Source organism: uncultured Veillonella sp., assembly GCF_900545795.1.
In the GTDB taxonomy this organism is placed as follows: Bacteria; Bacillota; Negativicutes; order Veillonellales; family Veillonellaceae; genus Veillonella_A.
Genome location: NZ_URAR01000022.1, coordinates 1 through 24,492 on the forward strand (window position 1 = coordinate 1; position 24,492 = coordinate 24,492).

Sequence of the window (24,492 nt, forward strand, 5' to 3'; positions counted from 1 at the left end):
AAAATAAGAAAGATATTTCCCTGGCTGTGGATAGAGCAAAGGAAATAAAGCGCGTTACCATGGTACCGGCTACTACACTAGCTATTGTAATAATCATTTCCCACACACTCATTTATTAGTCACCGCCTTTTTATCATACATATACATACCTAAAAAAACGGCTAACATCAAGAGCATGGCAGGTACCATAAAATAGTTAAGCCCCAAGAAAACTAAACATCCTAAGGCAATACAAAAACCAATTAAACCATATTGTTTTTTATCAGATTTTAACAAATAATCTAAAAATAACACGCCAAATAAGGCCGCTAATACAAATTCAATACCTTTTAAATTAAATGTAATGAACTGACTGCCTATAGCCCCTATGGCTGCGCCAATAACCCAATAAATATAGTTCAAGGCCGTTACATGCAAATAAAACCAACCGCGGTCTACATCTTCTGGCAAAGAGCACGTGGCATTAATAGCAAAACTTTCATCGCACATGCCATAAATAAGCGGCCATTTTTTCCAACCTAAGGAGGTGTATTTAGTCACCATCGTAAGGCCATAAAAAATATGTCTTGCATTTACCATTAAAGCTAGAGTAAAGGCACTTAATGGATCAAAAGGAGCGGCTAATAAAGCAACGGTCACAAACTCCATGGAGCCAGCATAAATAGTAGCACTCATGAGCACGGGCCAATACCAAGCTAAACCTTGGTCGGTAGCATATAAACCGTAGGAAATACCTAAGAACAAGAAGCCTGCGCAAATGGGAACAGTCAAAGGAAAGGCATATCGAAAGGCCCTTCGCCAAGCTGGCTGACTAGTACTTGGTAAAACTGCTTTATCACTCATTACAAAACTCCTTTCTTTTATCCACTGACTTTTACTATAATTACATATTTTTTTACAAGTTATCAACTATCTAGATGCTATGACCTTACTCTGCATCAGGCCATACTTCCTGTGCTACACGCTTAATCAACGCTAATTTAGCAAATTGTTCTTCTTCAGTTAAATTATTGCCTTCTTCTGTGGAAGCAAATCCACATTGAGGACTTAAAGCTAATTGTTCTTTAGGTACATATAAAGCAGCTTCTTCAATACGCGCTTTAATGTCATCTACATTTTCCAGCTCTGGGAACTTAGAGGTTACGAGACCTAATACGACCTTTTGCTTATTAATAAAGCGCAATGGTGTAAAACCACCAGCTCGATCAGAATCATATTCCAAGAAAAATCCATCTACATTACAATGCGCAAATAAAATGTTGGCTACAGGCTCATAACCACCAGAAGAGAACCACGTAGAGCGGAAATTACCGCGGCAAATATGCATAGTAACGGCCAAATCCGCTGGCTTATCAGCCAATGCGTAATTGATGACCTCTACATATTTACGACCAATGGCATCCACATCAAGGCCGCGCGCTGCATAGACTTTGCGCTTTTCCTCATCACAGAACTCGCCCCAAGATGTATCATCTAATTGTAAATAGCGACAACCAGCTTCATAGAAGGCATGAATCGCTTTACGATAAGCATTCGCAATATCCTGGAATAAGCGCTCTTGATTTTCATATTGAGGAATTGGCTCATACTGTTCTTCGCGAACGCAGCAAATAAGGTGCAACATGGACGGTGAAGGAATCGTAATCTTAGGTACTGCACGTTCACCCACTGCATCACGCAAAAATGCAAAATCATTTAAAAATGGGTGGTCAGTAAAATCTATTGTGCCCGTAATTTCTAATGTAGCTGCTTTTGGTTGATGTCCCTTAAATGCTACCGACCACTGATCAGCTTTCACTTGCTCCACCCCATCTAAGGCTTCTAAAAAATCTAGATGCCAATAAGCGCGACGAAACTCACCATCAGTAACTGCTTGTAAACCAGCGGCTATTTCTTTATCCACTAAATCGCGGATGGCTTCATCTTCTACACTGCGAAGCTCCGCTTTTGTAATAACACCTTCTTCAAATTGCTTGCGCGCCTCTTTTACACTATTAGGGCGCAAAAAGCTACCTACTACATCATAACGAAATGGTCCTTTTTTACTTGTACTCATAATCAAATCGCCTCTCTTTTCTTTCTACAATTGTATTATCTACATAAACAAAGGGTAAATAATACAAAAAAACGTTGTCCCCCGACAACGCTGACTTCTATCATCTGTCGGTTTCCCGTTGGACTTAGCACCTTACCAAATGGCAGGTTGCCGCAGTTTCAAAGGGCCACGTCCCTCCACTGCTCTTGATGACATACTATGAAATTACCTCTATGATACGTCAATCAAGTATATTCTGTCAACTCAAATCCATTATTCGCCATTTACAATTCACGATTGATTTGCTGTTGACTCACTATTAATTTGATACTGATTTACTACTGATATACTATTGATTTCTTACTAACCTACTATTAACTTATTACTGATTTCTATTCTGAACTATTATTTCAACCGGCCACTCACTTTGGCTTTCTACCCATCTTTTTATTTTCTCTATGTTGCTAGGTGAGAGCTCACTATTAACTTGTAATTTTACTAACAGTTCTTTATAACTAACCTTATTATCTTCATCCATAGTTGTTAATAAGCCTACATTGGCACCACTTACTTCTGGAAACAATAGGGGCAATTCTGAATTAATGCGTTCCGTTAATTTCTCTTCAACTAATGCTCTTTTATAAGCTGGATAATATAAAGTTGCCAGCTCTTTATAAGACTTCCCTTGTTCATTACTCATCATATGTTTTAAATTGTTCCCTATCATCGCATTCATTTGCTCTTCGTTAATCGTGTTATAGAGCCTTGCATTATATGGACGGTAGAATCAATAAGACGACTATATGAACTTAAAGCAACTTGCAACTCCTCTAGTTCAGTTTCGCTTACCGGTCGACCAATAATGTCTAAGGTTAATACTTTATCATCATAGGAATAGGAAATTACACTCATACTCGTATGGTCAATTTCCTTGCTAATAAAAGTCTTAATCTGTTGCTCGCGAATATTATCGCCTACTGTTAAATAAGCCATATAAATACTTGGTATAGTTACTACAAAACCTAGGACTATCAAAATAATCTTCTGATAACTTTTATGCTCTTGATCTGGATACACCACCGGTGGCACACGTAAGAGCTTGAAAATAAAATAGGCAGATAAACTAATAAAAAACGCATTGATGAAGAATAAATACATAGCACCAAAAAAGAAACTATAGGAACCGATGCTAATTCCATATCCAGCTGTACAAAGTGGAGGCATTAGAGCTGTTGCAATCGCTACTCCAGGGACTACATTATTTTTCTCTTCCCGCGTATTCCCAATTGCACCAGCGATGCCACCACACAAAGCAATAATTACGTCCCAAACAGTAGGCGACGTGCGCGTTAAAATTTCAGAAAACGCATCACTTATAGGGGATAGCAAAAAGTAAATAGCCGAGGCAATCAAAGATACATTTACCTGAAAAAAGAGCTTCGTCATAGACTCTTTAATAAAATGAGTATCATACGTAGCCATGCCATATCCGGTAGCAATTAATCCCCCCATGAGAGGTGAAATTAACATAGCCCCAATAATAACAGCGGTACTATCCATATTAAGGCCTACAGAAGCAATTAATATGGCTGTAATCAATACAATTAAATTAGCGCCCTTAACGCTAGCATCACTTTCAATTCGCTCATTAAGCTCTGAAAAGGATGCACTATCTTCCCTTATATTAAAAAACTTTTTCCAAGAAATCATGTTGTTCCTCATTATAAAAAATAGACCAATATTATAAAAAGACCTGCCCATATACCATATACAAAGATATAAAGATATAAAAATATACCAATATCTAAAAACATACTAATGTATAAAAAGACACTATAGCCTTAAAGGCTATAGTGTCTGTAATTCTGTACTATATCTGTAACTAGTTCAATATCATAAGCTATGTAGTAATCTACACTCTAGCGTATCAACTCTAGTTTCCTTTTTAAGATGTGATTATTCAGCTTTCTTAAATTTAGGAGATGTAGGGCAAGTTTCTGGTGTTACATCTTTACGTACACCAAGGCTGTCGCTGCGATCAGTGTAATGAGTATGTAACAATTGCTCAGAAAGTTCACCTAATGGTTTATCGAAGAATTCTTCGTAAATTGCTTTAATTTCAGGGTTTTCATAGCTAGAGCGAAGTTTCATATTAGCATCTGCTTCATAAATGCCTTTAATACGAGCTTCTCTTACTTTATTAGCTACTGGCATCTTCACGCGCGGTTGACCGCCGCCACCAATACAACCACCAGGGCAAGCCATCATTTCGATGAAGTCATATTTTTTACCAGTTGCTTTCATATCATCTAAGAAAGTACGGATATTTTTACCACCATGAACTACAGCAAGTTTTAATGTTTTATCGCCAATTTCAACTTCAGCTTCACGAACACCTTCCATGCCACGAACTTCTTGTAAGTTAGTGTAACGTTCAGGAGTTGGTTCATCACCAGTGATAAATTTATAAGCACTACGAACAGCCGCTTCCATAACACCGCCAGTGTTACAGAAAATCACGCTACCGCCAGTTTCAGCGCCGATATATTTATCCATTTGGGATTCTTCCACTTGAGTGAAATCGATACCAGATTCGCGGATCCATTTAGCGAATTCACGAGTTGTAATACAGTAATCAGTATCACGTAATTCTTCTTTACCCCAGTATTCAGCAGATTTATTTTGCTCTGGACGACGAATTTCAAATTTCTTAGCTGTACATGGTGCAATACTTACGGACACGATTTTTTCAGGATCGATATTCATTTTCTTAGCGAAATATGTTTTAATTACAGCTGCTTCCATAGCGATACAGCTACGTACAGAAGAAATATTTGGTAAATATTCAGGGTAGTAAGTTTCAGCGAATTTAACCCATGCTGGGCAGCAGCTTGTAAACTGTGGCAATTCGCCATGACCATGTACTACACGTTCAATCAATTCAGATGCTTCTTCCATGATAGTCAAGTCAGCACCAAAGTTAGTGTCTACTACATAATCAGCGCCAAGAGCACGAACAGCACCAATCATTTTACCTTCTAAGAAGGAGCCTGGTTCGTAGCCAAATTCTTCACCAATGCCAATACGAACAGCTGGTGCAGTTTGCACTACAACGATTTTGTCTGGGTCAGCAATAGCTGCTTTTACTTGGTCAAGTTCAGAACGTTCATTCATGGAGTCAAATGGGCAGGCCGCTGCGCATTGACCGCAATGAATACAAATTGGCTCATCCCCTGTGGACTCTAAATCGTAGTAATCAAGTACGCCCATTACGTCAGCACAAGCACGACGGCAAAGGGTACAGTTTTTACATTTGTCCAAATCATGGATAATAGCTACATTGTTTTCAGAAATAGGAACGCGACGATCAATGTGTTGGAATCGACTTTCGAAACTCATTATTTTGCACCTCACATTAATAAAATACTAGTTATGTATTCAAAATGGTGGGCACTCCCCACCTGGTTGACCCATTCTCATTTAAAAGCTTCTAAACCCTAGTTTTATGAAGTTTTATTTTAGGTCCACACGCGTTATCACTCAAACTGCTAAAAAGTTCGGTTAAATCGGCTATTTTTAATGTAATGAGTGACATCTTAAGCTTAGTATAACATCTTATAAATCCCCATTTCAACTAGGAATTTACACTATACAGAGACAAACGGCCACTGCAAAAGAATTTATAACATATCTCCTTAACTCTGCTTAATAATTTTGAGAATCCATATCAAGAACAATGATATTTTAAAATAGTTTTTTCAAAACTTTATTGCTTAGAAAGCTCAAAAGTCCTTATTGTTACTAGCTTTTTTATAAAACTGCTCCACTATATAGACAAAATTCTATACACTTCATCTATGCATAAACAGCAATGCATAAAACCGATTTCAGTCTAGCTAATTCATCAGATTTATCGGCCCTAGCTTCTACCAGATTCTTCCTTCCTAACGCGCGCCATCTGAGTTGTTATTAATTCACGCCATTTTATCTCTTACTAATTGCCACTTTTATTTGTTACTAGTTACACTTTTATTTATTACTAGTTGCCAACATTTTACTTATCACTAAGCCATTTTTCTTTTATTCTATAAACAAAAGCAATCGCTGACCAATAACTAATCAGTTCCGCCAATTCCTCAAAATCTTGATGATACGGATCCAATATATCTATCATATTTCGTTCAAAAATAGTCTCTCCTAAAATAAGACCTAATAAAAATAAGCAAAAATATATTTGCATGACTCTATCCTGACTACTTTTTCTCACAATAGTTATGATTAATTTCCGAGACTTAGCCAATGCCACAAAGAGTACTACAATTAAAGCACCAAGCACCCATGGCAAATAAGGACCAAACCACACCTCTTTTATAGACATAAAAACAGGCCCTTCTGCATCCATTCCTACAGGATAAAATACGCGCCCCCAACTTAGTTCACGACCAAAAGCTATTAAAAATAAAATAGACCAAGCCCCAAATAGCCAACGCCGTTCACCGGTACTCCGCAGTAGCCAAATAAAACTAAGCACACATCCACCAAACAAAACAAGTGCTTCCATATTCTCAAACAGCTCATTTTCCCAAAAATATTGCTCTGGCAATAAAATGCCTAAAGGGCTCATGGCTATTAAAGCTAAAATAGTTATACAATTAATTAATTTCATAGTATTCTCTCCCGCGTGGATAAATCCATTCTGCTATATCTCATCATAATAAAACAATCTATTGTAAAAACCTTACTATACTGTGAAAACGTTACTACACTGTACAAAATTTACACAGACTCGTCCCTAAGTTTACATAAAACAGATTTAATATAAATGAAATGTATTCAACACAAATAAAACTTTTCCCTTTACTTCAGTTTTCTATTGCATTATACGCTAACTTTGCGCATTTAGCAAAGCATATCCTATATATTTATATATAAATCTACAAATATATAAATAAACAGCCAATTATGAAAAGGTAAATTTTCTTACACTATAAAAGAGTAACCTCTTTACACTATAAATGCTTATTCTTTTTACGCTATAAAAGTTTACTTTTTAGACGATGAAAATTTATTTTCTTTATACTAGAAAAGACATTTTTTACACTATAAAAGTTAATTCGCTTTGTAGCACAAAAGCGATTGCCCCTTGCGCTCTTAGCATAATGCTAAGAGTGCTATCTATCCTAGTCATTTTACTTTATCTTGAGTTAGCGTATAATGAATATAAGATTTATTATTGCTTCTGTCCTCAAAGGGGTATGGCTTTACAGCATTTCCATATTTGTGGACATCTATTGTTCGACTATTATATGAGGTGTACTATGAAAATTGTTGTTATGGAACCATTAGGTGTTGCGTTAAGTAAAATTGAAACCTTAGCCGCTCCATTAAAAAACGCTGGTCACGAAGTCATTTATTATGAAACCAAAGAAACTGACCAGACAAAATTATTAGAACGTGTAAAAGATGCTGACATTATTATGCTAGCAAATCAACCTTTATCAGCTGATATCATCCGCCAATGCAGTAATTTAAAATTTGTTGACATTGCCTTCACTGGTGTAGACCATGTAGGCCTTGAAGCTTGCCGCGAGCGCAATATCACGGTATCTAATGCAGCGGGCTACTCCACTAATGCTGTAGCTGAATTAGCTTTTGGCCTTGCTATCAGTACAATCCGCAATATTGTACCTTGCGATAAAGAATGTCGTCAGGGTGGTACCAAAGATGGTCTTGTAGGCTTTGAACTTTATGGCAAAACATTTGGCGTTGTAGGCACTGGTGCTATTGGCAGCCGCGTAGCAGAAATAGCTCTCGCCTTTGGTTGCAAAGTTATCGCTTACAATCGCAGTGTAAAACCAGCCCTTGAAGCAAAAGGCGTTACCTTTGTAGATAAAGATACCTTATTTAAAGAAGCAGATTTTGTCTCCCTTCACACACCATTAACCGAAGAAACAAAAGGGCTTGTTAATGCTGACACTATTCGCCTCATGAAGCCAACCGCCGTGCTTATCAACACAGCACGTGGCCCTGTTGTAGACAGCCAAGCCTTGGCAGACGCACTTAATGAAGGCCGTTTGGCTGCTGCTGGTATTGACGTATTTGAAAATGAACCACCAATCGCTACAGATCATCCGCTTTGCCATGCTAAACATTGTGTTCTCACGCCACATGTGGCATTTGCCAGCAAAGAAGCCTTAGAAACTAGAGCTGACATCGTATTTGATAATATTGATGCCTTCTTAAATGGTGAGCCTAAAAATTTAGTAAAATAAGAACTTGGAAAAATACGACTTTAAACTTTGAAAAAATAAGATTTTAATAAAATAGGAGTTCTCTATGAAACATATACTTCGTAAGTCTGTATTAGTCACTCTATTGGCCCTCTCCTGCACATCCTTAGTGGGGGCCCGTGAAGCACTTCCTAATCAATTTTACAAAGGTGATAGTCGCTTCTCACAATATGTCTATGTAGAGCCAATCAACAAGGACTATTTCCAATATACAAACAACCGCTATGGCATGAGCGTATATGTACCATCTAGCTTTTATCTTGCCTATGCGCCTTCTAATCATGATGGTGCCATATTTAAAGATGGCTTAGGCGGAGAGCTCACACTCTCTGGCTCACATAACAGCAATAAATTTTCTTTACAACAAAGCTATGAAGACGCTGTGCGCCGCTATACACCAGCCTATAAGGCAAGTGGCGACGATTGGTATGTCATCTCCTACGAGAGAAATGGTATTATTCACTATGAAAAACACTTTGTATCCAATCAGTTATTAAATAGCTTGCGAATTTCCTACCCAGTAGCCAAACGAGGCGATTATGAACACAAAATTCCTCTCATTGAATCAACATTGATTCCTTCATGGCGTAAATATAACTTGCCTGTAATGTAAACTAAATACATAACTGGCCTGAGCTAATCAAATAAAAAGGACTGTAACTAATGACTACTATATGTAGACATTCAGTTGCAGTCCTTTAGCGTTTTATTTGTAACTTGTGATACTTAGTTTATAATGTTTAATGCTTAATTTGTAATGTTTTAAGCTTAATTTGTAAAGTTTAAATTTTAATATGTAATGTTTTAATTTGACTTCGTCTCCTTTATTGAGCATTAATTCCTAAATCAGCCAACAAAGCCCCTACATGCTCTTTCGCTTTTACGCCACGGTAAATATGAGTTAATACACCTTTTTCATCAATAACAAAGGTGGACCGTTCTATGCCAATCGATACTTTACCATATAATTTCTTCTCCTTCATAACGCCATAGGCATTACAAATGGTCTCCTCTGTATCAGCTAACAAAAGGAATTGAAGATCAAATTTATTTTTAAAATTTACATGCCATTTTACTGTATCACGACTTACTCCCAATACAACATAACCGGCTTGCAATAAAGTTTCATAGGCCTCATTAAATTGTTGCGCTTCCACTGAACAACCTGGTGTATTGTCCTTTGGATAAAAATATAAAATAACATTCTTTCCTAAAAAGTCCTTTAAGGCTACCATTTCATTCGTATCAGCCAAAACAGAAAAGCTTGGCGCTTTACTTCCTACAGTTAATTCTGCCACCGTAATCATCCTTTCTATAAAACATATAACATAGCTCTTAATACACATCATTTAATGCGTCGTAATATAAAACACATCTCATTATATATATTACTTAATATATAGTTCCATTCTAGTATAATATAAAATAGCTTTCACTAATAGACTCTATGTGACTATTCACTAATAGACTCTATGTGACTATTCCCTAATATCTCATTAGCTCACTTAAATGTATAATTTTATCAGCCATCTTAAATCCAACTTTACAAATACTTATAAAATATGTCATCATACATATAGCCACTATTTAGGCTTATAAGGAGGTGACGTTCTAATGAAATACGTAGCAAGTACTGTAAAAACTGGTATTTCCTTTGGGTCCGCCTTAGCTATGGTTGTTAGCTACGCCAATTGGCACTCCATTCCTTGGGCAATCTTCCACGGGATTTTAGGCTGGATTTATGTTATCTATTATGCCTTATTCCATTAATACCAAATAATAAAGGCTGTAGTTTATGTGCTTATTTATAGAATCGCTCTATAAGTGGAACATAAAACTACAGCTTTTTTATTTGCCTTTATTAGCTCTTATCTACTTTTTATTTGCTTTTTATTCGCTTTTATTGACTTTTTACGTGCTCTATATTTGCGGTTCATTTACTTTATATTTTTCACTTACCCTCTTCAGCACGCTCTTTTAACGCTTCACCTAAGGAATAATTTTTAATTTCTTCATAGTTAAATAAGATATTAAGGATTACCGCCGTTAACGCCCCTACCACAATGCCACTTTCCAATAAAATACGCACAGAAGATGGAAACTGACTAAATAAATTAGGCGTAACGGTTACACCTAAGCCCAAGGTAATAGAGCAAGCAGCCACAAGCATCGTATTAGAATCATTAAAATTCGCTTTTCCTAGCATGCGAATGCCCGCCGCACAAACCATGCCAAACATAGCTACCATAGCGCCACCCAAGACACTAGTAGGAATAATAGTTGCTAAAGCTGCGAACTTAGGCGCTAAGCCAAGTAAAACTAACATTAAACCACAGACTGTAATAACACGAGTCGTGCGCACCTTAGATAATTCTACGAGCCCCACATTTTGAGAGAATGTCGTATATGGGAAAGAATTAAAAATCCCCCCAATAATAGAAGCCAAACCTTCAGCACGATAACCATGAGCTAAATCTTTTGGCGTTAATTTGCGCTCACAAATTTCACCTAAAGCTAAAAATACACCAGTTGATTCGACCATACTAACCATGGCTACAATAGTCATAGTTAAAATGGCACTTGCATGGAATGTTGGCAAGCCAAAATAAAATGGTGTTGGGATATGAGTCCAAGACGCTTCTGCCACTGGTGCAAAATCAACTAAGCCCATCAATGCAGCGCCTACAGTCCCCACTACAAGGCCAAGTAAAACCGAGATAGCCTGAATATACCCTTTAAACAGCCGATTTAAAATTAAAATAAATGCTAATACACCTACGCCTAATAGAATATTAGTTAATGATCCAAAATCAGGACTTCCTAACCCACCGGCTAAATTATTCATCGCTACAGGGACTAGAGTAACACCAATAACTGTAACAATAGAGCCCGTTACAACAGGAGGGAAGAATCGCACTAATTTACCAAACCAATGAGCAATTAAAGATACTATAAGACCAGATACAATAATGGCTCCGTAAATAGCACCTAATCCCAATTCCTTACCGATAGCAATCATAGGGAATACAGCCGTAAAAGTACAGCCTAATACAACGGGCAAACCAATACCAAATACGCGGTTGCGCCATACTTGCAATAAAGTAGCAATCCCTGATGTCAATAAATCAGCACCAATTAAATAGGCAATATGCTCCGTATCAAGACCTAAACTACTACCTACAATTAATGGCACTATCACCGCGCCCGCATACATGGCCAATACATGTTGAAGGCCGAGAAAGAAAATCTGACTCTTTTTTAACTCATCCATCTGTCTACTCCTCTGGATAAAACAAAATAAAAACGGTCTGATCTCAGCGACTTGCCTACAGCCTCATTTCATATTAGGCCTATAGACAATACTGTAGTAAGATACAAACCGTTTTTAATTCTTCATTTAATTCGCACCTAGCACTGTGCTAAGCGTTCTTTACGTCAACCCACATTCCATCAGAGAGGCTTGACACCAAAACTACAAACTATTAGCCTTGGTTTAATTGTTGTGCAATATAATCCATAAATGTCTTCATTGTTTCCCATTTAGAATTATTATTGCGATATACAAAGCATACTTGTAAATTCAATGGTTTAGCCAGGCTATATACACCTTCAGTGATTTCTAAAGTGTCAAGTAAATGACGAGAAATCAATGCACCTGCTTCATTGCGTTTACAATAATCAATCATAGCATATGGATTAGATAAGCGTACTAATTGATGTAAAGATTGACGTCCCTCTTCAGAGAAATAGGATCCCAAACGATGGCTCATGAAGTATTTAGGCGGATACATCACCAATGGATATTCCAAAATTTCTTCACAAGTAATCGGATGCTTTTCAATGTCACGTTTTGGTGCATAGTAAACAACTGAGTCTTCACGTAGGGCAATACTTTCGTAAGCGCTCATATCCTTGTTATTAGGTAAATAGCAAGTACCAATATCGATGCGATTTTCACGCAAGTCGAGAAGCATTTCCTCTTCTTCCATATCATATACGGAAATGGCAAAATTCGGATTAACTTGTTGGAAATGCGCTACATGAGAGTTCATTCTCACATCACCAATACTGCGTAAAATCCCTACATTCAACATAGGACGTTCTAATTTATTAGCTAAGCGAATACTATGAATCGCTCGCTCTAATGTTTCAATAATATGTTCAGCCTCTGGCAAAAACTTTTCTCCCTCTGGAGTTAAGCGGCTACCACGAGTTGAACGGGCAATTAACTTTACACCCACCAAACGTTCTAGTTTTTTCATCTGCGCACTAAAAGCAGATTGTGTAATATTAGCAGCTTGAGCAGCTAATGTAAAATTCCCCATTTTGCTATAAGTAATAAAGCTTTGCAACTCCTGCAGGGTAGGTAGTTCTTCCATCTAATTCATCTCCTTTTATGCGAATAACAACTTATAAAACAAAACCAAACACACTACATATATATTGACGTCGATCTACGTAATAGAACTTGTATATCGAAATATATGGAACTCTACAATATTATATCATGTTCCACTAAAGCTAGAAAAGTAATATAAAAAATTTTAATATTATTCAACCAACCACAATAAAATTTTTATAACTTATAATATAAATTTGATTTCTACAGAAAAACACACAATAAACGCCCTAATACAAAGAAATTTACAAAACTAGACCCATAAAGTATATTTTTAAGCATATCAGCGCATATTTTCCCCTTATATAAAATTTTATATAGTTTTCTGATTAGTCTTTTCAATAAATTTATACAGTTATATAAGTAGAATTTCAAATTATATAAGTAGAGTTTTATATTGTATCATGTACGTTTACACTTGTCTAGATTGTATGAGTAAAAAGTATGCTCACTATTCCTATAGACTATTGCTTTTCAATGAAAGTATATCACAAACTAGTATAAAATAGCTATGAAAAATACAAGTTTGTTCAATTTATTTCACATTTAAAATGGATAAATCAACTCATGTATTTATAACAGGCATACTACTAAAACTTTTTTATACCCTTTTTATAAAAACTCCTAGATTATTCCCATAAACAGGGCCTTTATCATTGACAACAAAAGTAAATTCGTGATATGATTATCGGGTACCTAATTTGGTATATATAGTTATTTTATTATGAGGTGATAAACACATGGCAACGAGAAGAGAAGCACGCTTTAAGTTATGTCGTCGCTTCGGTGTGAACGTTTTCGGTCACTCCAAAGCTTTAAAGCGCGTAAAAAAAGACCAACGTCAGAAAAAAATGTCTGAATATGGCATGCAATTATTAGAAAAACAAAAAGTTAAAGCATACTACAACTTGCTAGAACGCCAGTTCGTACGCTATTACGATAAAGCGAAAAAAATGCAAGGTGTTACAGGCGAAAACATGCTAGTATTACTAGAATGCCGTCTTGACAATCTTGTATATCGCATTGGCTTCGGTAACTCCATTCGTCAAGCACGTCAAATGGTAAACCATGGCCACATTCTTGTTAACGGCCGTCGCGTAGACATCCCTTCCTACCAATGTAAAGTAGGCGATGTTATCGAACTTCGCGAAGCATCCCGTGACAATGAAATGTTCAAAACAAACTTCCAGGAACTTCGTTCTTTCGAACTTCCTTACATCACTAAAGAATTAGAAGGCTTCAAAGGTACATTAACTCGTCTTCCTGAGCGTTCCGAACTTCCAATCGAAGTTAACGAAACACTTATCGTCGAATTGTACTCCAAATAATTCAATATTACAAAAGACACAGAGTTTACTCTGTGTCTTTTTTTATTGTATAATTTAAAGCCTACATTAAATTATACGCCTATACGCCCTAAGTATTTACAGTTAAAATATAAGCTTACTTATGTGCTCTAAAAAATGACTCTTACATATTCAGAGCGATATGTAAGAGTCATATAATAAAAACTTAATCAAGCCCTATAAGTTTTATAGATGCTCTGCCCTATAAATAATCTACTTAAAAGTATTCTATTTGATTTCCTTTAACTCATAACTTCTACTACCTAGCCCTAAAGCTTCTGCATGACTAAGCGCCGCTTCCCAATCAGTTTCAGGGGCGATTGATTTAAAATGATCATGTCCATCATGATTAACTTCTGCCAACATACTACCAGGCATCACTGGTTGCGCATTAATTTTATCTGCACAAGCTTGATCTAAGGCCACCAAATCTTTTGAAGCGAACATCCCTACATCAGGTACAATAGGAATATCATTTTCACTATGACAATCACAATATGGCGAAATATCAATAGCTAAGCTAATATGGAAAGCTGGACGATTTCTAACTACAGCGGCTGTGTATTCCGCCATTTTTTCACTAAGTACTGTATTGGCTTCATCCCACATTGGTGAAATAGCATCTACTGGACATACACCTACGCAACGACCGCAGCCTACACATTTTTCTTCCGTAATAAAGGACTTCCCATTAGTCACATGAACCGCATCATGAGCACAATATTGTTCACATTTACGGCAACCTACGCAAATATCTTGTTGTACAAATGGCTTACCAGCACTATGTTGCTCCATTTTACCAGCTCTAGAGCCACCGCCCATACCAAGATTTTTAATAGCGCCACCAAAGCCTGCGGATTCATGGCCTTTAAAATGAGTCAATGAAATAACAATATCTGCATCCATCAAGGCGCGACCAATTTTTGCTTCTTTTACATGCTTCCCATCAGGTAATGGCACTAAAGTTTCATCTAAGCCCTTTAAACCATCAGCAATAATAACATGCGCACCTGTATTATACGGATTAAATCCATTTTGATAGGCTGATTCAATGTGATCCAAGGCATTTTTACGGCCTCCCACATATAAAGTATTACAATCTGTCAAAAATGGACGACCGCCTAATTCTTTAATCACTTCCACCAAGCGAGCTACATATTGCGGACGTAAATAGGCTAAATTACCTGGCTCACCAAAATGCATTTTAATAGCAACAAATTTATTTTCAAAATTAATATCCTTAATGCCCGCCTTAACAATTAAACGTTCAAACTTATCAGTCAAACTCTCCCCTACTCGCGTCCTCATAGACGTGAAAAATACCTCTGACATACCTATGCCAACTCCTTTTCTAATAACCTCATCATTTTATTAGTTACATAATGGCTACCCTACACCATATATCTAACTCTATTATATCAAAATTTGCACACACCTTAAACTTGTAGCCCACTCCAAGCATAACAACTCTTATAGACCTACGGCCTCTAACCCCACAACCCCATAGTCAACACCTATAACTGTGTTGCCATTAGATATAAGCCCTCAAATAAAAATGATTCCTACAAGAAATACCATTCGAACTCTACGAAAAGGTTCCCTTCCCCCTCCCTCATAAACTTATAGCTCGAGCCTGAAATTTAGCACGCCATTAGACATAATCCCCCCCAAATAAAAATGATTCCTACAAGAAATACTATTCCGATTGACAAGAGGTTTTCGACTTTCATCTTCCGCCCCTCCATAAACTTATAGCTCGAGCCTATAATTGTGCTCCATTAGACATATTCCCTAAATAAAAAAGGTCCTACAAGAAATACCATTCGAGCTTGACGAGAGGTTTTCGGCTCTCATCTGCCTCCCCTCTATAAACTTATAGCTCGTGCCTATAATTGTGTCTCATTAGACATATTCCCTAAATAAAAAGGTCCTACAAGAAAACCATTCGAGCTTGACGAGAGGTTTTCGGTAGGACCTTTTTTATTTATTTATATCTACAGACGGCCCCAAGGCTCGACCATAAGTTTATCTATATGCCACACGTTCCGGTTGCATATCATGAAAATGTAATCTTTCTTTAGCCACTGCTTCCCATTCAGTGCCTGGCTTCCCATAATTTGCATAAGGGTCGATGGCAAGGCCACCACGAGGTGTAAATTTTCCCCAAACTTCAATATATTTAGGGTCCATCAACTTAACCAAATCCTTCATAATAATATTTACGCAGTCTTCATGGAAGTCACCGTGATTTCTAAAGCTAAATAAATACAATTTCAAAGATTTACTTTCCACTAAGCGCTCATCTGGTACATAGGAAATATAAATAGTTGCAAAATCTGGTTGCCCAGTCATAGGACAGAGACTGGTAAATTCAGGACAGTTAAATTTTACAAAATAATCATTGCCTGGATGCTTATTTACAAAAGATTCTAAAATCTCTGGTGCATAGTCTGTTGGGTACTGTGTATTGGCACTGCCTAAACCATGAACCCCTTGTAATTCGTCTTTACTTCTACCGCTTGCCATAATTACCTCCTTGATGTATCAACGCCCCGCATCATAGCGGCCATATCATTTAAACTCACTTCATCAGCTTCATTAGATTGTTCATCGGAAGATTTCGCTTTATCAGTAAGCAGATCTTTCTCCGCTTTTTGTATTGCACTTGAACTCAATGCAGTAGCTTGAGATGTACGAGATAAACCCATAACACGTTCTAGCGCATTGACTAAAAAAAAGCTGACTACAGCAGAAATACCTTGTCCCACTAAAAGTGAACTAACTAATAATTCATAAGGTAAGTGTAGCATAGGTGCTAGCCACAAAGGAACCACTAAACTAGGCACTAAAGTAATAAAAGGAATCACAATCCAATTGCCTAAACCAAAGCGCTTTCCTAAAGCAATCCCACCAGTAGTTACTAAGCCTACTATACAGCCACCAATTGCATCAATAGGGCCTAATCCACCCATAATAAAATTACTGATTAGATTAGCTAAACCAAATACAACAACAGTAAAAGGAAATAATGCTGCTAAGCCATAAAGAGCCGTAGCAATGCGAATCTGATATTGCCCAAAAGCAAAGCCCTGGGTAACTAGCATCACTACAATATACACAGCTAAACAAAGACCGGATACGGTCATTTTTTTTGTAGCACTCCAAGTGCTCACAGACTTCATCATGTTTCATTCTCCTTAGTTTTATTTAAAGACAGGATGGTTACGAACTGTCTTGTGTCCCCTTAATTTAGGACACAATAACAACAGGCGATACCAAAGTATCGCCTGTTTATTACAGTAGCTCTATCTTATCATTAAGACCTACTATTCGTCAAATATGAGCTTATATTAACCCTTACTACAGCATCAAACATATACTACAAAAAGACTCATCCCCATAGAATATGTTCTCTATGCTGTTTCATTTTGCAACTTAAAAATTATTTAAACTCTTCGCAAAGTTGATCAAATAATTCTTGTGATGGCTTAGTTACATCGTGAATTAATGCACGAGGATGTGGGCCACCATTAGCTGCTGCTAATGCTTGTTCAAAGCTAGGTTTTTCTGTGTCTTGATAAATTAAGCCTGTTACAAGACCATCATATTCCCCAAGAACTTTAAGAGCTTCTGCACGATTATGAACATCATAACCTTCTACTTTACTCAAAGAAGTTAAGTTTTCTTTGAAGAAGTCATATCCATTGCGCTTATTGTAGGTTACGCATGGGCTAAATACGTTGATGAAGGAGAACCCTTCATGTTGCATACCTTGCTTAATTAATTCCACAAGTTCAGCGCGATTTGTCATATACCCTTGAGCTACGAAAGTAGCACCAGCGGCAATGGCAGTTTCACAGATTGGCAATGGAGATTCAAAAGAACCATGTGGAGATGTTTTAGTTACAAAGCCAACGTCAGAGCGTGGGGACGTTTGACCTTTAGTTAAACCATAAACATGGTTGTCCATTACAACATAAGTAATATTCACATTGCGTTTGAAAGCGTGAATAGTATGACCCATACCGATAGCGTACGCATCACCATCACCACCACAAACTACAACATTTAAATCTTGATTAGCAAGTTTTACCCCTTGAGCATAAGGAAGCGCACGACCATGTGTAGTATGAGCACCATATGCATAGAAGTAACCGCCTATACGGCTAGAACAACCGATACCGGAAATTACTGCCAAATTATCAGGTGTAATACCAAGTGCTACTACTGCGTCAGTAATAGCTGCTTGTACCCCATAGTGACCACAACCAGGGCACCAATTTGGGCGAATATCATTTCTAAAATCAGCTACTGTTGCCATATTATAAAACCTCCTTAATTGCTTTTTTTACATATGTTGCTGTAAATGGTGTCCCATCATATTTCAAGCAACTATGGAGCTTAGTCTTATCTGGCATATTAATTCTAAATAAGTCTGTTAATTGAGCTGTTGCGTTTTGTTCGCAAATAACAACTTTTTTAGCCTTATCATAGAATGGTAATAATTCCTTAGTTGGGAATGGTTTAATTAAGCGTAAGTGTAAATGATTTACTTTAACGCCTTCTGCTTCTAATTGTGCTGTAGCTTCTTCAATAGCACCGCGGCTAGATGCAATACCAATTACAAGTACATCACATTCATCATGCTTAGCATTATTTAAGAATGGATCATATACTTTAGTAACCCCTTCAAGCTTGCGTAAACGTTTGTCAGTTTGACTTACGTGCATAGCTGGAGATTCTGCTGGTTTACCTTCTTCATTATGTTCTAGACCAGTGGATAAGAACATACCGTTCTTCATACCTGGAATTGTACGAGGAGAAATACCATCTTCTACTAGTTCAAAGCGTTTGAAGTAATTAGGACGTTCTAATTCTGGTAAATCTTCTTCCTTCATCAATTTGCCACGTGTAATTGGCACGCGGTTCATATCAAAAGATGGTACAGATTGTTTATTCAAGCCTTGTTGTAAGTCTGGCATGAAAATAACTGGACATTGGAACGTTTCTGCTAAGTTAAAAGCATGTTGAATTTCATAGAAACATTCTTCAATACTAGTTGGAGAAATTACGATATTAGCATAGTCGCCATGAGCATTGTGGCAAGCTGCATTGATGTCGGAAGTTTCAACTTTAGTCGCCATACCAGTGGATGGGCCAGAACGTTGCACATCAATAACAACCATTGGAAGTTCTGCCATGGACGCCATGGACAAGGACTCTGCCATAAGGCTTAAGCCAGGGCCGGATGTACAAGTGAAACCACGAACACCTGCATATACGCCACCCATTGCAGTCATACAAGCAGCAATTTCATCTTCAGTCTGAACGATAGTAGAGCCTAATTTATCCATCTTCTTAATCATGTATTCCATAACTTCAGATGCTGGCGTAATAGGATAGGACGCCATAAATTTAGAGCCTGCTGCAATAGCACCAAGAGCGATTGCTTCATTGCCGAGTAAGAACATTTGATCTTTCTTTTCTGGCACTGGAAGCGTATCAATTTCATTGTCGCCACGATGACTAGCGATAAATCCATAACCATCTTCAAAAGCTTGTAAGTTTTTGTCAATTACATCTTGAGATTTTTTTGCAAAGCGCAATTCAATAGCAGTTTTAAAAGGAGTTTTGTCAAAGCCCAAGAGAGCAACAGACATGCCTAATGCAACAATATTACGCATTAGTAAAGAGCCTTGTTTCATCGCTGCTTCTGTAATTGGTACTGCTAAGCAAGTAATTGGGGCGCCTTCGTATTTCGAGAAATCAGGTTCAACTTTGCTATCGCAGATGATGTAGCCGCCTTCGCGAACTTCTTCACCATGCTTATCAACAGTTTCTTGGTCTAATGCCACTAAAAAGTCGATGCTTTCGCCTACAGTCATAATTGGCTCTAAGGCAATACGCAAAGCAAATGTTGTATGTCCCCCTTTAATACGAGAAGCAAAAAGTCGTTGACTATACAACGAATAGCCTTCTTTGGCTAAAATTGTGGCCATAATTTCGCCGCAGCTTTCGATACCTTCGCCTTGTTGGCCACCCATTTTCCAAATAAAATCTTTACGTTGTTGCAAAAGATTCACCCTCCTTAGGATTGTAATACATAAATACGCTCTTAAAACTATACTATCTCTTAACTTAATCTTATTCTAACATCTTTATGCAAAATCAGCAATCTAATATGCTCATTTGAAATGCATATTTTTCATTATCACCTATATGGAAATTATATAGGTATTCTCATTTCTATAGTGTATATAATTCCCTCTATTTTGTAGGTATTTTGCCAATAAAAATAAGTGAATTTATATGCAAAATTTCAGCATGTAAATTCACTTATTTTAACCCTAATTAGGATATTTTATTATATTATTTCACCATATTTTTACGGCATTCTTGAATTACTTCGTCCATTCTTTGCGAAGCAAAAAATATTTCCTCTAAGAATAGTCCTTGCGGTGGAGCTGTTTTTCCAATCACACGACGATCTTTTTTAGCCAGTAAGCTGCTAATTTGAGAGGGAGCAATTTTACCTAAACCTACATCCACTAACAGGCCTGCTATATTTCGTACCATATGGTATAAAAAGCCATCACCAATTACATGCAATTTAATCATGTGTTCCTCTAAAATTGGCGTAATCGCATAAATTGTTTTTACTGGATTCGCTGGCGTTGAATTTGTTCCCTGTAAAGTTGTAAAATCGTGAGTCCCTTCTAATTCTTTAGCCCCAAGCCTCATAAGCGCCAAGGATAAAGGCTTTTTAACATGCCAATGATAGCGCGCATATGCAAAGGATCCTCTACGGGATGATTGCGAATTATATATACATATTCTTTCCCCACTATATTCCAACGGGGCTTCCAATCTAGAGGTATTTCTTCCGCCCTAGTTACCACTATATAAGGTGGTAAATGAGCAATTAAAGCGCGTAATAAATTTTCTACAGGAATCCGGCCCGTAGTCAAAAATGTTACCACTTGAAAACGGGCGTGAACCCCAGCATCAGTTCGTGAAGCGCCATATATCTGTATAGGCTCATTGCACACCTTGCTCAGAGCCTCTTCTAAATAGGCTTGAACAGTGGGCCCATTGGCTTGCCTTTGATACCCACTAAGGGTAGTTCCATCATAGGCCACAATCAATCGAATATTGCGTTTCATCATATAATTTAACTATCCTTTTTACTAAATCTCAGAGCTGAAACAACTAGCTTATTGCCTATCCAAGAATATAAAATATCTTCTAAGCACAATTAGGCATCATAACAAAAGTCCATATTTTTGCTCAACTTGTTTACCAAGTATATAAAATACCATCTAAGCACAATTAGCTATCACAAACAAAAGCATATGTTCTTGCTCAGCTTGCTTACCAAGTATATAAAATACCTTCTAAACGCAAACCTAATAAGACTATTGTGACAATAATAACAGCACCTAAACCTATGTAATCATAAGAGGTAATAGACAATTCTTTCATTCGTGTTCTATTTTCTCCTCCTCGATAGCAACGTGCTTCCATGGCAATAGCCAATTCATCAGCTCGACGAAAGGCACTAATAAATAAAGGCACTAATAGAGGAATCATATTCTTTGCCCGCTTGATAATGCTCCCCGTAGTAAAGTCTGCACCACGTGCTTCCTGCGCCTTCATAATGCGATCGGTTTCCTCTAGTAAAGTAGGAATGAAGCGCAAGGCAATCGTCATCATCATAGCCAACTCATGAGCCGGTACGCCAATGCGACGGAAAGGATTAAGCAAATACTCAATACCATCAGTCAAGCGAATCGGTGATGTTGTATAGGTCAATAACGACGAGAACATGATAAGGAATACTAAGCGAGCTGCCATAAAGCTCCCCATACGAACGCCTTCATCAGAAATAGACAGAAAGCTATATTGCCAAATTACATTGCCAGGTGTAGTAAACACATGAATTAAAAGCGTAAAAACAATGATCACCCATAGGGGTTTAATTGAGGTCCAAATGACGCGCCATGGTAGCTGTGACATGCGAAAAGCCAATAAGGTAAAGGCAGCTACTACAGCATACGCCAGCACTGAGTTAGCTAAAAAGATAGCTACCATAAAGATAATGGTGCTCATTATTTTAGCTCGTGGGTCCATGCGATGCAAAAATGAATCGCCAGGGAAAAATTGCCCAATGGTAATATTCTTTAGCATGAGGCACCTCCCTTAGAGTTTTTTACAGCCCATTCAATGCCGGCTACAGCCTCATCAATGGAGCTAACCCCAACATCTACCGGAAGGCCTCGCTCTTTTAAATAATACATCAAATTCACTACTGGCGGTACATCTACGCCGGTCTCTTGTAGCATATGTCGATTATTAGAGAAAATCTGAATCGGATCTCCATCGAGTTTAATTTGCCCATCATCGATAACAATTAAGCGATTGGCCATGCGAGAAATATCTTCCATATTATGAGATACCAATATAACAGTAACGCCCTTTTTCTGGTGCAAATCTATAATGCGATTAAATATTTCATCACGTCCAAAAGGATCAAGACCAGCAGATGGTTCATCTAGGATTAAATAGTCTGGATTCAAGGCAATCACACCAGCAATGGCAACCCGTCGCATTTGCCCACCGGATAGTTGAAACGGGGAGCGCGTAGCATACGTATCATAGTCTAGACCTACGAATTCCATAGCTTCACGCACGCGAAGATCGATTTCTTCTTCTGATAAGCCTAAATTGCGCGGCCCAAAAGCAATATCTTGGGCTATGGTCTCTTCAAACAATTGATGCTCAGGATACTGAAATACCATGCCCACTTTATGGCGCATTTGTTTAGCTTCTTCTGTTTTATCGCTAAGGTCCACACCATTAACTGTTACAATCCCTGAAGTAGGATGTAATAGACCATTTAAATGTTGTACTAAGGTGGATTTTCCAGATCCCGTGTGGCCGATAATCCCTACAAAATCACCTTCATTAATTGTTAAATTAATCGATTTTAAAGCTTCTTTACGATATGGCGTATGCTCACCATAGATATGGGTTACATTATTTAATATTATCGGCATAATTGATCCCCCAACTCTTTTTCAGTAATAATACCTGTACGTAAAGAAAGGCCCTTCTCTACTAATTTTTCAGCTACTTCTGCCGCTACTGGAACATCAAGGCCTAAGTCCTTTAACATTTTGACTTGTGAGAATACTGTTTCTGGCGTACCTTGCTCAATTAATTTGCCATTTTTCATCACAATCACTCGATCAGATGTGACAGCTTCTTCCATAAAATGAGTAATATATACAATGGTAATGCCTTCTTCCTTATTAAGGCGGTGAACAGTCTCTAGCACTTCTCGTCGCCCAGTAGGGTCGAGCATCGCCGTTGGTTCATCTAAGACGATACAGGCCGGCTTCATGGCCAATACACCAGCAATGGCAATACGTTGTTTCTGCCCGCCAGATAATAAACCCGGTGAATGAAGTGCGTATTCAGTCATATTAACACTAGCCAACGCTTCATCCACGCGGCGTCTAATTTCTTTCGGCTCTACACCTAAATTTTCTGGTCCAAAAGCTACATCTTCTTCCACGATGGCTGCCACAATTTGATTATCTGGATTTTGAAATACCATGCCTACATGTTGGCGGATATTCCATAAATTATGTTCATCCTTAGTATTTAGCCCTAAAACTATAACATCCCCATCAGTAGGTGTTAATAATACATTAAAATGTTTAGCTAAAGTGCTTTTGCCGCTCCCATTAGTACCAATAATGCTGACAAATTCACCTTTGCGAATGGTAATGCTCACATCATCAAGAGCTTTTACCACATTTCCGGTCTCATCCGTATAGGTATGGCTCATGTGGTCGGTTTGAATCATAATGTCTCCAGGAGCTACATTAGATTCATCCCTTTTCATCTTAATTTCTTGAGTGTTCATAATATCCTCTTTTAAATACATAGTAATACAGCACAAGTATAGACTCCGATCTGTTCCCATCGTAGCCCTATACTAGATTAAGCACACTGACTTATGTAAAAGCTTACATAAACTTACACAGCTTAAGTTATAAGTCAGTTATATGTCTTGAGTTATAGGCCTAACATATATATCAACCTATAGCTTAGCTTGCAGTCTTGAATTATAAGCCCTAACATATATATCAACCTACAACTCTTAGCTTGCAAGTCGCAACTTATATCTATTAAGTCATATAGTATAAATTCATCTAGTTCAGGGAAGAACAGAATATGGCAGTTTTATCTTCACTATACAGTCTCTATGATAATATAAAAATATACATAATTCGTCAACCTAATATTTCTTTACGGTTGTCAATCTGCTTTAGGTTCCCAATTATATATATTTTTATAAACTATTCCATAATAACAAAAAGCGGTGTTGCTAACGATTGTTGCAACACCGTCTTC

Annotated in this window: 21 protein-coding genes, 1 pseudogene and 1 riboswitch; of the genes and pseudogenes, 4 read left to right on the plus strand and 18 right to left on the minus strand. The window is 37.5% G+C overall.

Annotated features, from left to right (window positions below; translation table 11 throughout):
* Positions 1-108: 108 nt before the first annotated feature.
* The 6 genes from QZR90_RS08585 to QZR90_RS08610 form a co-directional block, all read right to left on the minus strand.
* Complete coding sequence (locus tag QZR90_RS08585; protein ID WP_295790956.1) at positions 109-843, minus strand: AzlC family ABC transporter permease; 735 nt, start codon at positions 841-843, stop codon at positions 109-111.
* Positions 844-928: 85 nt separating this feature from the next.
* The gene (locus tag QZR90_RS08590) at positions 929-2,056 is read right to left on the minus strand and encodes a 5-methyltetrahydropteroyltriglutamate--homocysteine S-methyltransferase (RefSeq protein WP_295790958.1); all 1,128 of its coding nucleotides are present in this window, start codon (positions 2,054-2,056) and stop codon (positions 929-931) included.
* A 97-nt stretch (positions 2,057-2,153) separates the two neighbouring features.
* Positions 2,154-2,251, minus strand: a riboswitch (SAM riboswitch).
* Between the two features lie 166 nt (positions 2,252-2,417).
* Positions 2,418-2,771, minus strand: a complete 354-nt coding sequence (locus QZR90_RS08595; RefSeq protein WP_295790961.1) for a hypothetical protein — start codon at positions 2,769-2,771, stop codon at positions 2,418-2,420.
* Entirely contained in the window at positions 2,768-3,745 is a 978-nt protein-coding gene (locus QZR90_RS08600; RefSeq protein ID WP_295790963.1) for a TIGR00341 family protein, read from the minus strand. The genes QZR90_RS08595 and QZR90_RS08600 overlap by 4 nt, the downstream gene beginning before the upstream one ends.
* 246 nt (positions 3,746-3,991) lie before the next feature.
* On the minus strand, positions 3,992-5,434 hold the full coding sequence (locus QZR90_RS08605; RefSeq protein ID WP_295790965.1) for a [FeFe] hydrogenase, group A: 1,443 nt from the start codon (positions 5,432-5,434) through the stop codon (positions 3,992-3,994).
* 655 nt (positions 5,435-6,089) lie between these two features.
* On the minus strand, positions 6,090-6,701 hold the full coding sequence (locus tag QZR90_RS08610) for a hypothetical protein (protein ID WP_295790968.1): 612 nt from the start codon (positions 6,699-6,701) through the stop codon (positions 6,090-6,092).
* 652 nt (positions 6,702-7,353) lie between these two features.
* On the opposite strand from QZR90_RS08610, the gene QZR90_RS08615 reads away from it, so the two are divergent.
* Complete coding sequence (locus tag QZR90_RS08615; protein WP_295790970.1) at positions 7,354-8,307, plus strand: 2-hydroxyacid dehydrogenase; 954 nt, start codon at positions 7,354-7,356, stop codon at positions 8,305-8,307.
* A 64-nt stretch (positions 8,308-8,371) separates the two neighbouring features.
* Positions 8,372-8,938: a hypothetical protein gene (locus QZR90_RS08620; protein WP_295790975.1), complete on the plus strand. Its 567-nt coding sequence runs from the start codon at positions 8,372-8,374 to the stop codon at positions 8,936-8,938.
* Positions 8,939-9,149: 211 nt separating this feature from the next.
* On the opposite strand, the gene QZR90_RS08625 is transcribed toward QZR90_RS08620, so the two are convergent.
* Positions 9,150-9,623, minus strand: coding sequence for a peroxiredoxin (locus tag QZR90_RS08625; RefSeq protein WP_295790977.1), 474 nt, complete (start codon positions 9,621-9,623; stop codon positions 9,150-9,152).
* A gap of 316 nt (positions 9,624-9,939) precedes the next feature.
* On the opposite strand from QZR90_RS08625, the gene QZR90_RS08630 reads away from it, so the two are divergent.
* Positions 9,940-10,095, plus strand: coding sequence for a hypothetical protein (locus QZR90_RS08630; protein ID WP_295790979.1), 156 nt, complete (start codon positions 9,940-9,942; stop codon positions 10,093-10,095).
* Positions 10,096-10,276: 181 nt separating this feature from the next.
* Here QZR90_RS08630 and QZR90_RS08635 read toward each other — a convergent pair whose 3' ends face one another.
* Together QZR90_RS08635 and QZR90_RS08640 are read right to left on the minus strand one after the other, a co-directional pair.
* On the minus strand, positions 10,277-11,596 hold the full coding sequence (locus QZR90_RS08635) for a nucleobase:cation symporter-2 family protein (RefSeq protein ID WP_295790981.1): 1,320 nt from the start codon (positions 11,594-11,596) through the stop codon (positions 10,277-10,279).
* 211 nt (positions 11,597-11,807) lie between these two features.
* Positions 11,808-12,704 (minus strand): LysR family transcriptional regulator, encoded by an 897-nt coding sequence (locus QZR90_RS08640; protein WP_295790983.1) that lies wholly within the window; start codon positions 12,702-12,704, stop codon positions 11,808-11,810.
* 760 nt (positions 12,705-13,464) lie between these two features.
* On the opposite strand from QZR90_RS08640, the gene rpsD reads away from it, so the two are divergent.
* On the plus strand, positions 13,465-14,052 hold the full coding sequence (gene rpsD / locus QZR90_RS08645) for a 30S ribosomal protein S4 (protein ID WP_295790985.1): 588 nt from the start codon (positions 13,465-13,467) through the stop codon (positions 14,050-14,052).
* Positions 14,053-14,298: 246 nt separating this feature from the next.
* Here the strand turns inward: rpsD and QZR90_RS08650 are convergent, their stop codons facing one another.
* The 9 genes and pseudogenes from QZR90_RS08650 to QZR90_RS08690 form a co-directional block, all read right to left on the minus strand.
* The gene (locus tag QZR90_RS08650) at positions 14,299-15,408 is read right to left on the minus strand and encodes a DUF362 domain-containing protein (RefSeq protein WP_366208663.1); all 1,110 of its coding nucleotides are present in this window, start codon (positions 15,406-15,408) and stop codon (positions 14,299-14,301) included.
* 687 nt (positions 15,409-16,095) lie between these two features.
* Positions 16,096-16,596, minus strand: a complete 501-nt coding sequence (gene queF, locus QZR90_RS08655; RefSeq protein WP_295790991.1) for a preQ(1) synthase — start codon at positions 16,594-16,596, stop codon at positions 16,096-16,098.
* A 2-nt stretch (positions 16,597-16,598) separates the two neighbouring features.
* A complete protein-coding gene (locus QZR90_RS08660) occupies positions 16,599-17,255 on the minus strand; it encodes a QueT transporter family protein (RefSeq protein ID WP_295790994.1) in 657 nt (218 codons plus the stop codon).
* Positions 17,256-17,512: 257 nt separating this feature from the next.
* The gene (locus tag QZR90_RS08665) at positions 17,513-18,391 is read right to left on the minus strand and encodes a 2-oxoacid:ferredoxin oxidoreductase subunit beta (protein ID WP_295790998.1); all 879 of its coding nucleotides are present in this window, start codon (positions 18,389-18,391) and stop codon (positions 17,513-17,515) included.
* A gap of 1 nt (position 18,392) precedes the next feature.
* Positions 18,393-20,144 (minus strand): 2-oxoacid:acceptor oxidoreductase subunit alpha, encoded by a 1,752-nt coding sequence (locus QZR90_RS08670; RefSeq protein ID WP_307984891.1) that lies wholly within the window; start codon positions 20,142-20,144, stop codon positions 18,393-18,395.
* A gap of 295 nt (positions 20,145-20,439) precedes the next feature.
* Positions 20,440-21,233 (minus strand): annotated as a pseudogene (gene truA / locus QZR90_RS08675) (tRNA pseudouridine(38-40) synthase TruA).
* Between the two features lie 208 nt (positions 21,234-21,441).
* On the minus strand, positions 21,442-22,257 hold the full coding sequence (locus tag QZR90_RS08680; RefSeq protein WP_295791003.1) for an energy-coupling factor transporter transmembrane protein EcfT: 816 nt from the start codon (positions 22,255-22,257) through the stop codon (positions 21,442-21,444).
* Positions 22,251-23,126 (minus strand): energy-coupling factor transporter ATPase, encoded by an 876-nt coding sequence (locus tag QZR90_RS08685; RefSeq protein WP_295791006.1) that lies wholly within the window; start codon positions 23,124-23,126, stop codon positions 22,251-22,253. The genes QZR90_RS08680 and QZR90_RS08685 overlap by 7 nt, the downstream gene beginning before the upstream one ends.
* Positions 23,117-24,001: an energy-coupling factor transporter ATPase gene (locus tag QZR90_RS08690; protein WP_295791009.1), complete on the minus strand. Its 885-nt coding sequence runs from the start codon at positions 23,999-24,001 to the stop codon at positions 23,117-23,119. Before QZR90_RS08690 ends, QZR90_RS08685 begins: the two co-directional genes overlap by 10 nt.
* Positions 24,002-24,492 lie beyond the last annotated feature (491 nt).

Coding starts and splice junctions, on each gene's coding strand:
- QZR90_RS08630 (WP_295790979.1), top strand. CDS start 9,940: ATGAAATACGTAGCAAGTACTGTAAAAACTGGTATTTCCTTTGGGTCC.
- QZR90_RS08610 (WP_295790968.1), bottom strand. CDS start 6,701: ATGAAATTAATTAATTGTATAACTATTTTAGCTTTAATAGCCATGAGC.
- QZR90_RS08685 (WP_295791006.1), bottom strand. CDS start 23,126: ATGCCGATAATATTAAATAATGTAACCCATATCTATGGTGAGCATACG.
- QZR90_RS08635 (WP_295790981.1), bottom strand. CDS start 11,596: ATGGATGAGTTAAAAAAGAGTCAGATTTTCTTTCTCGGCCTTCAACAT.
- QZR90_RS08585 (WP_295790956.1), bottom strand. CDS start 843: ATGAGTGATAAAGCAGTTTTACCAAGTACTAGTCAGCCAGCTTGGCGA.
- QZR90_RS08620 (WP_295790975.1), top strand. CDS start 8,372: ATGAAACATATACTTCGTAAGTCTGTATTAGTCACTCTATTGGCCCTC.
- QZR90_RS08595 (WP_295790961.1), bottom strand. CDS start 2,771: ATGAATGCGATGATAGGGAACAATTTAAAACATATGATGAGTAATGAA.
- QZR90_RS08615 (WP_295790970.1), top strand. CDS start 7,354: ATGAAAATTGTTGTTATGGAACCATTAGGTGTTGCGTTAAGTAAAATT.
- QZR90_RS08640 (WP_295790983.1), bottom strand. CDS start 12,704: ATGGAAGAACTACCTACCCTGCAGGAGTTGCAAAGCTTTATTACTTAT.
- queF (WP_295790991.1), bottom strand. CDS start 16,596: ATGGCAAGCGGTAGAAGTAAAGACGAATTACAAGGGGTTCATGGTTTA.
- rpsD (WP_295790985.1), top strand. CDS start 13,465: ATGGCAACGAGAAGAGAAGCACGCTTTAAGTTATGTCGTCGCTTCGGT.
- QZR90_RS08590 (WP_295790958.1), bottom strand. CDS start 2,056: ATGAGTACAAGTAAAAAAGGACCATTTCGTTATGATGTAGTAGGTAGC.
- QZR90_RS08600 (WP_295790963.1), bottom strand. CDS start 3,745: ATGATTTCTTGGAAAAAGTTTTTTAATATAAGGGAAGATAGTGCATCC.
- QZR90_RS08690 (WP_295791009.1), bottom strand. CDS start 24,001: ATGAACACTCAAGAAATTAAGATGAAAAGGGATGAATCTAATGTAGCT.
- QZR90_RS08680 (WP_295791003.1), bottom strand. CDS start 22,257: ATGCTAAAGAATATTACCATTGGGCAATTTTTCCCTGGCGATTCATTT.
- QZR90_RS08665 (WP_295790998.1), bottom strand. CDS start 18,391: ATGGCAACAGTAGCTGATTTTAGAAATGATATTCGCCCAAATTGGTGC.
- QZR90_RS08605 (WP_295790965.1), bottom strand. CDS start 5,434: ATGAGTTTCGAAAGTCGATTCCAACACATTGATCGTCGCGTTCCTATT.
- QZR90_RS08660 (WP_295790994.1), bottom strand. CDS start 17,255: ATGATGAAGTCTGTGAGCACTTGGAGTGCTACAAAAAAAATGACCGTA.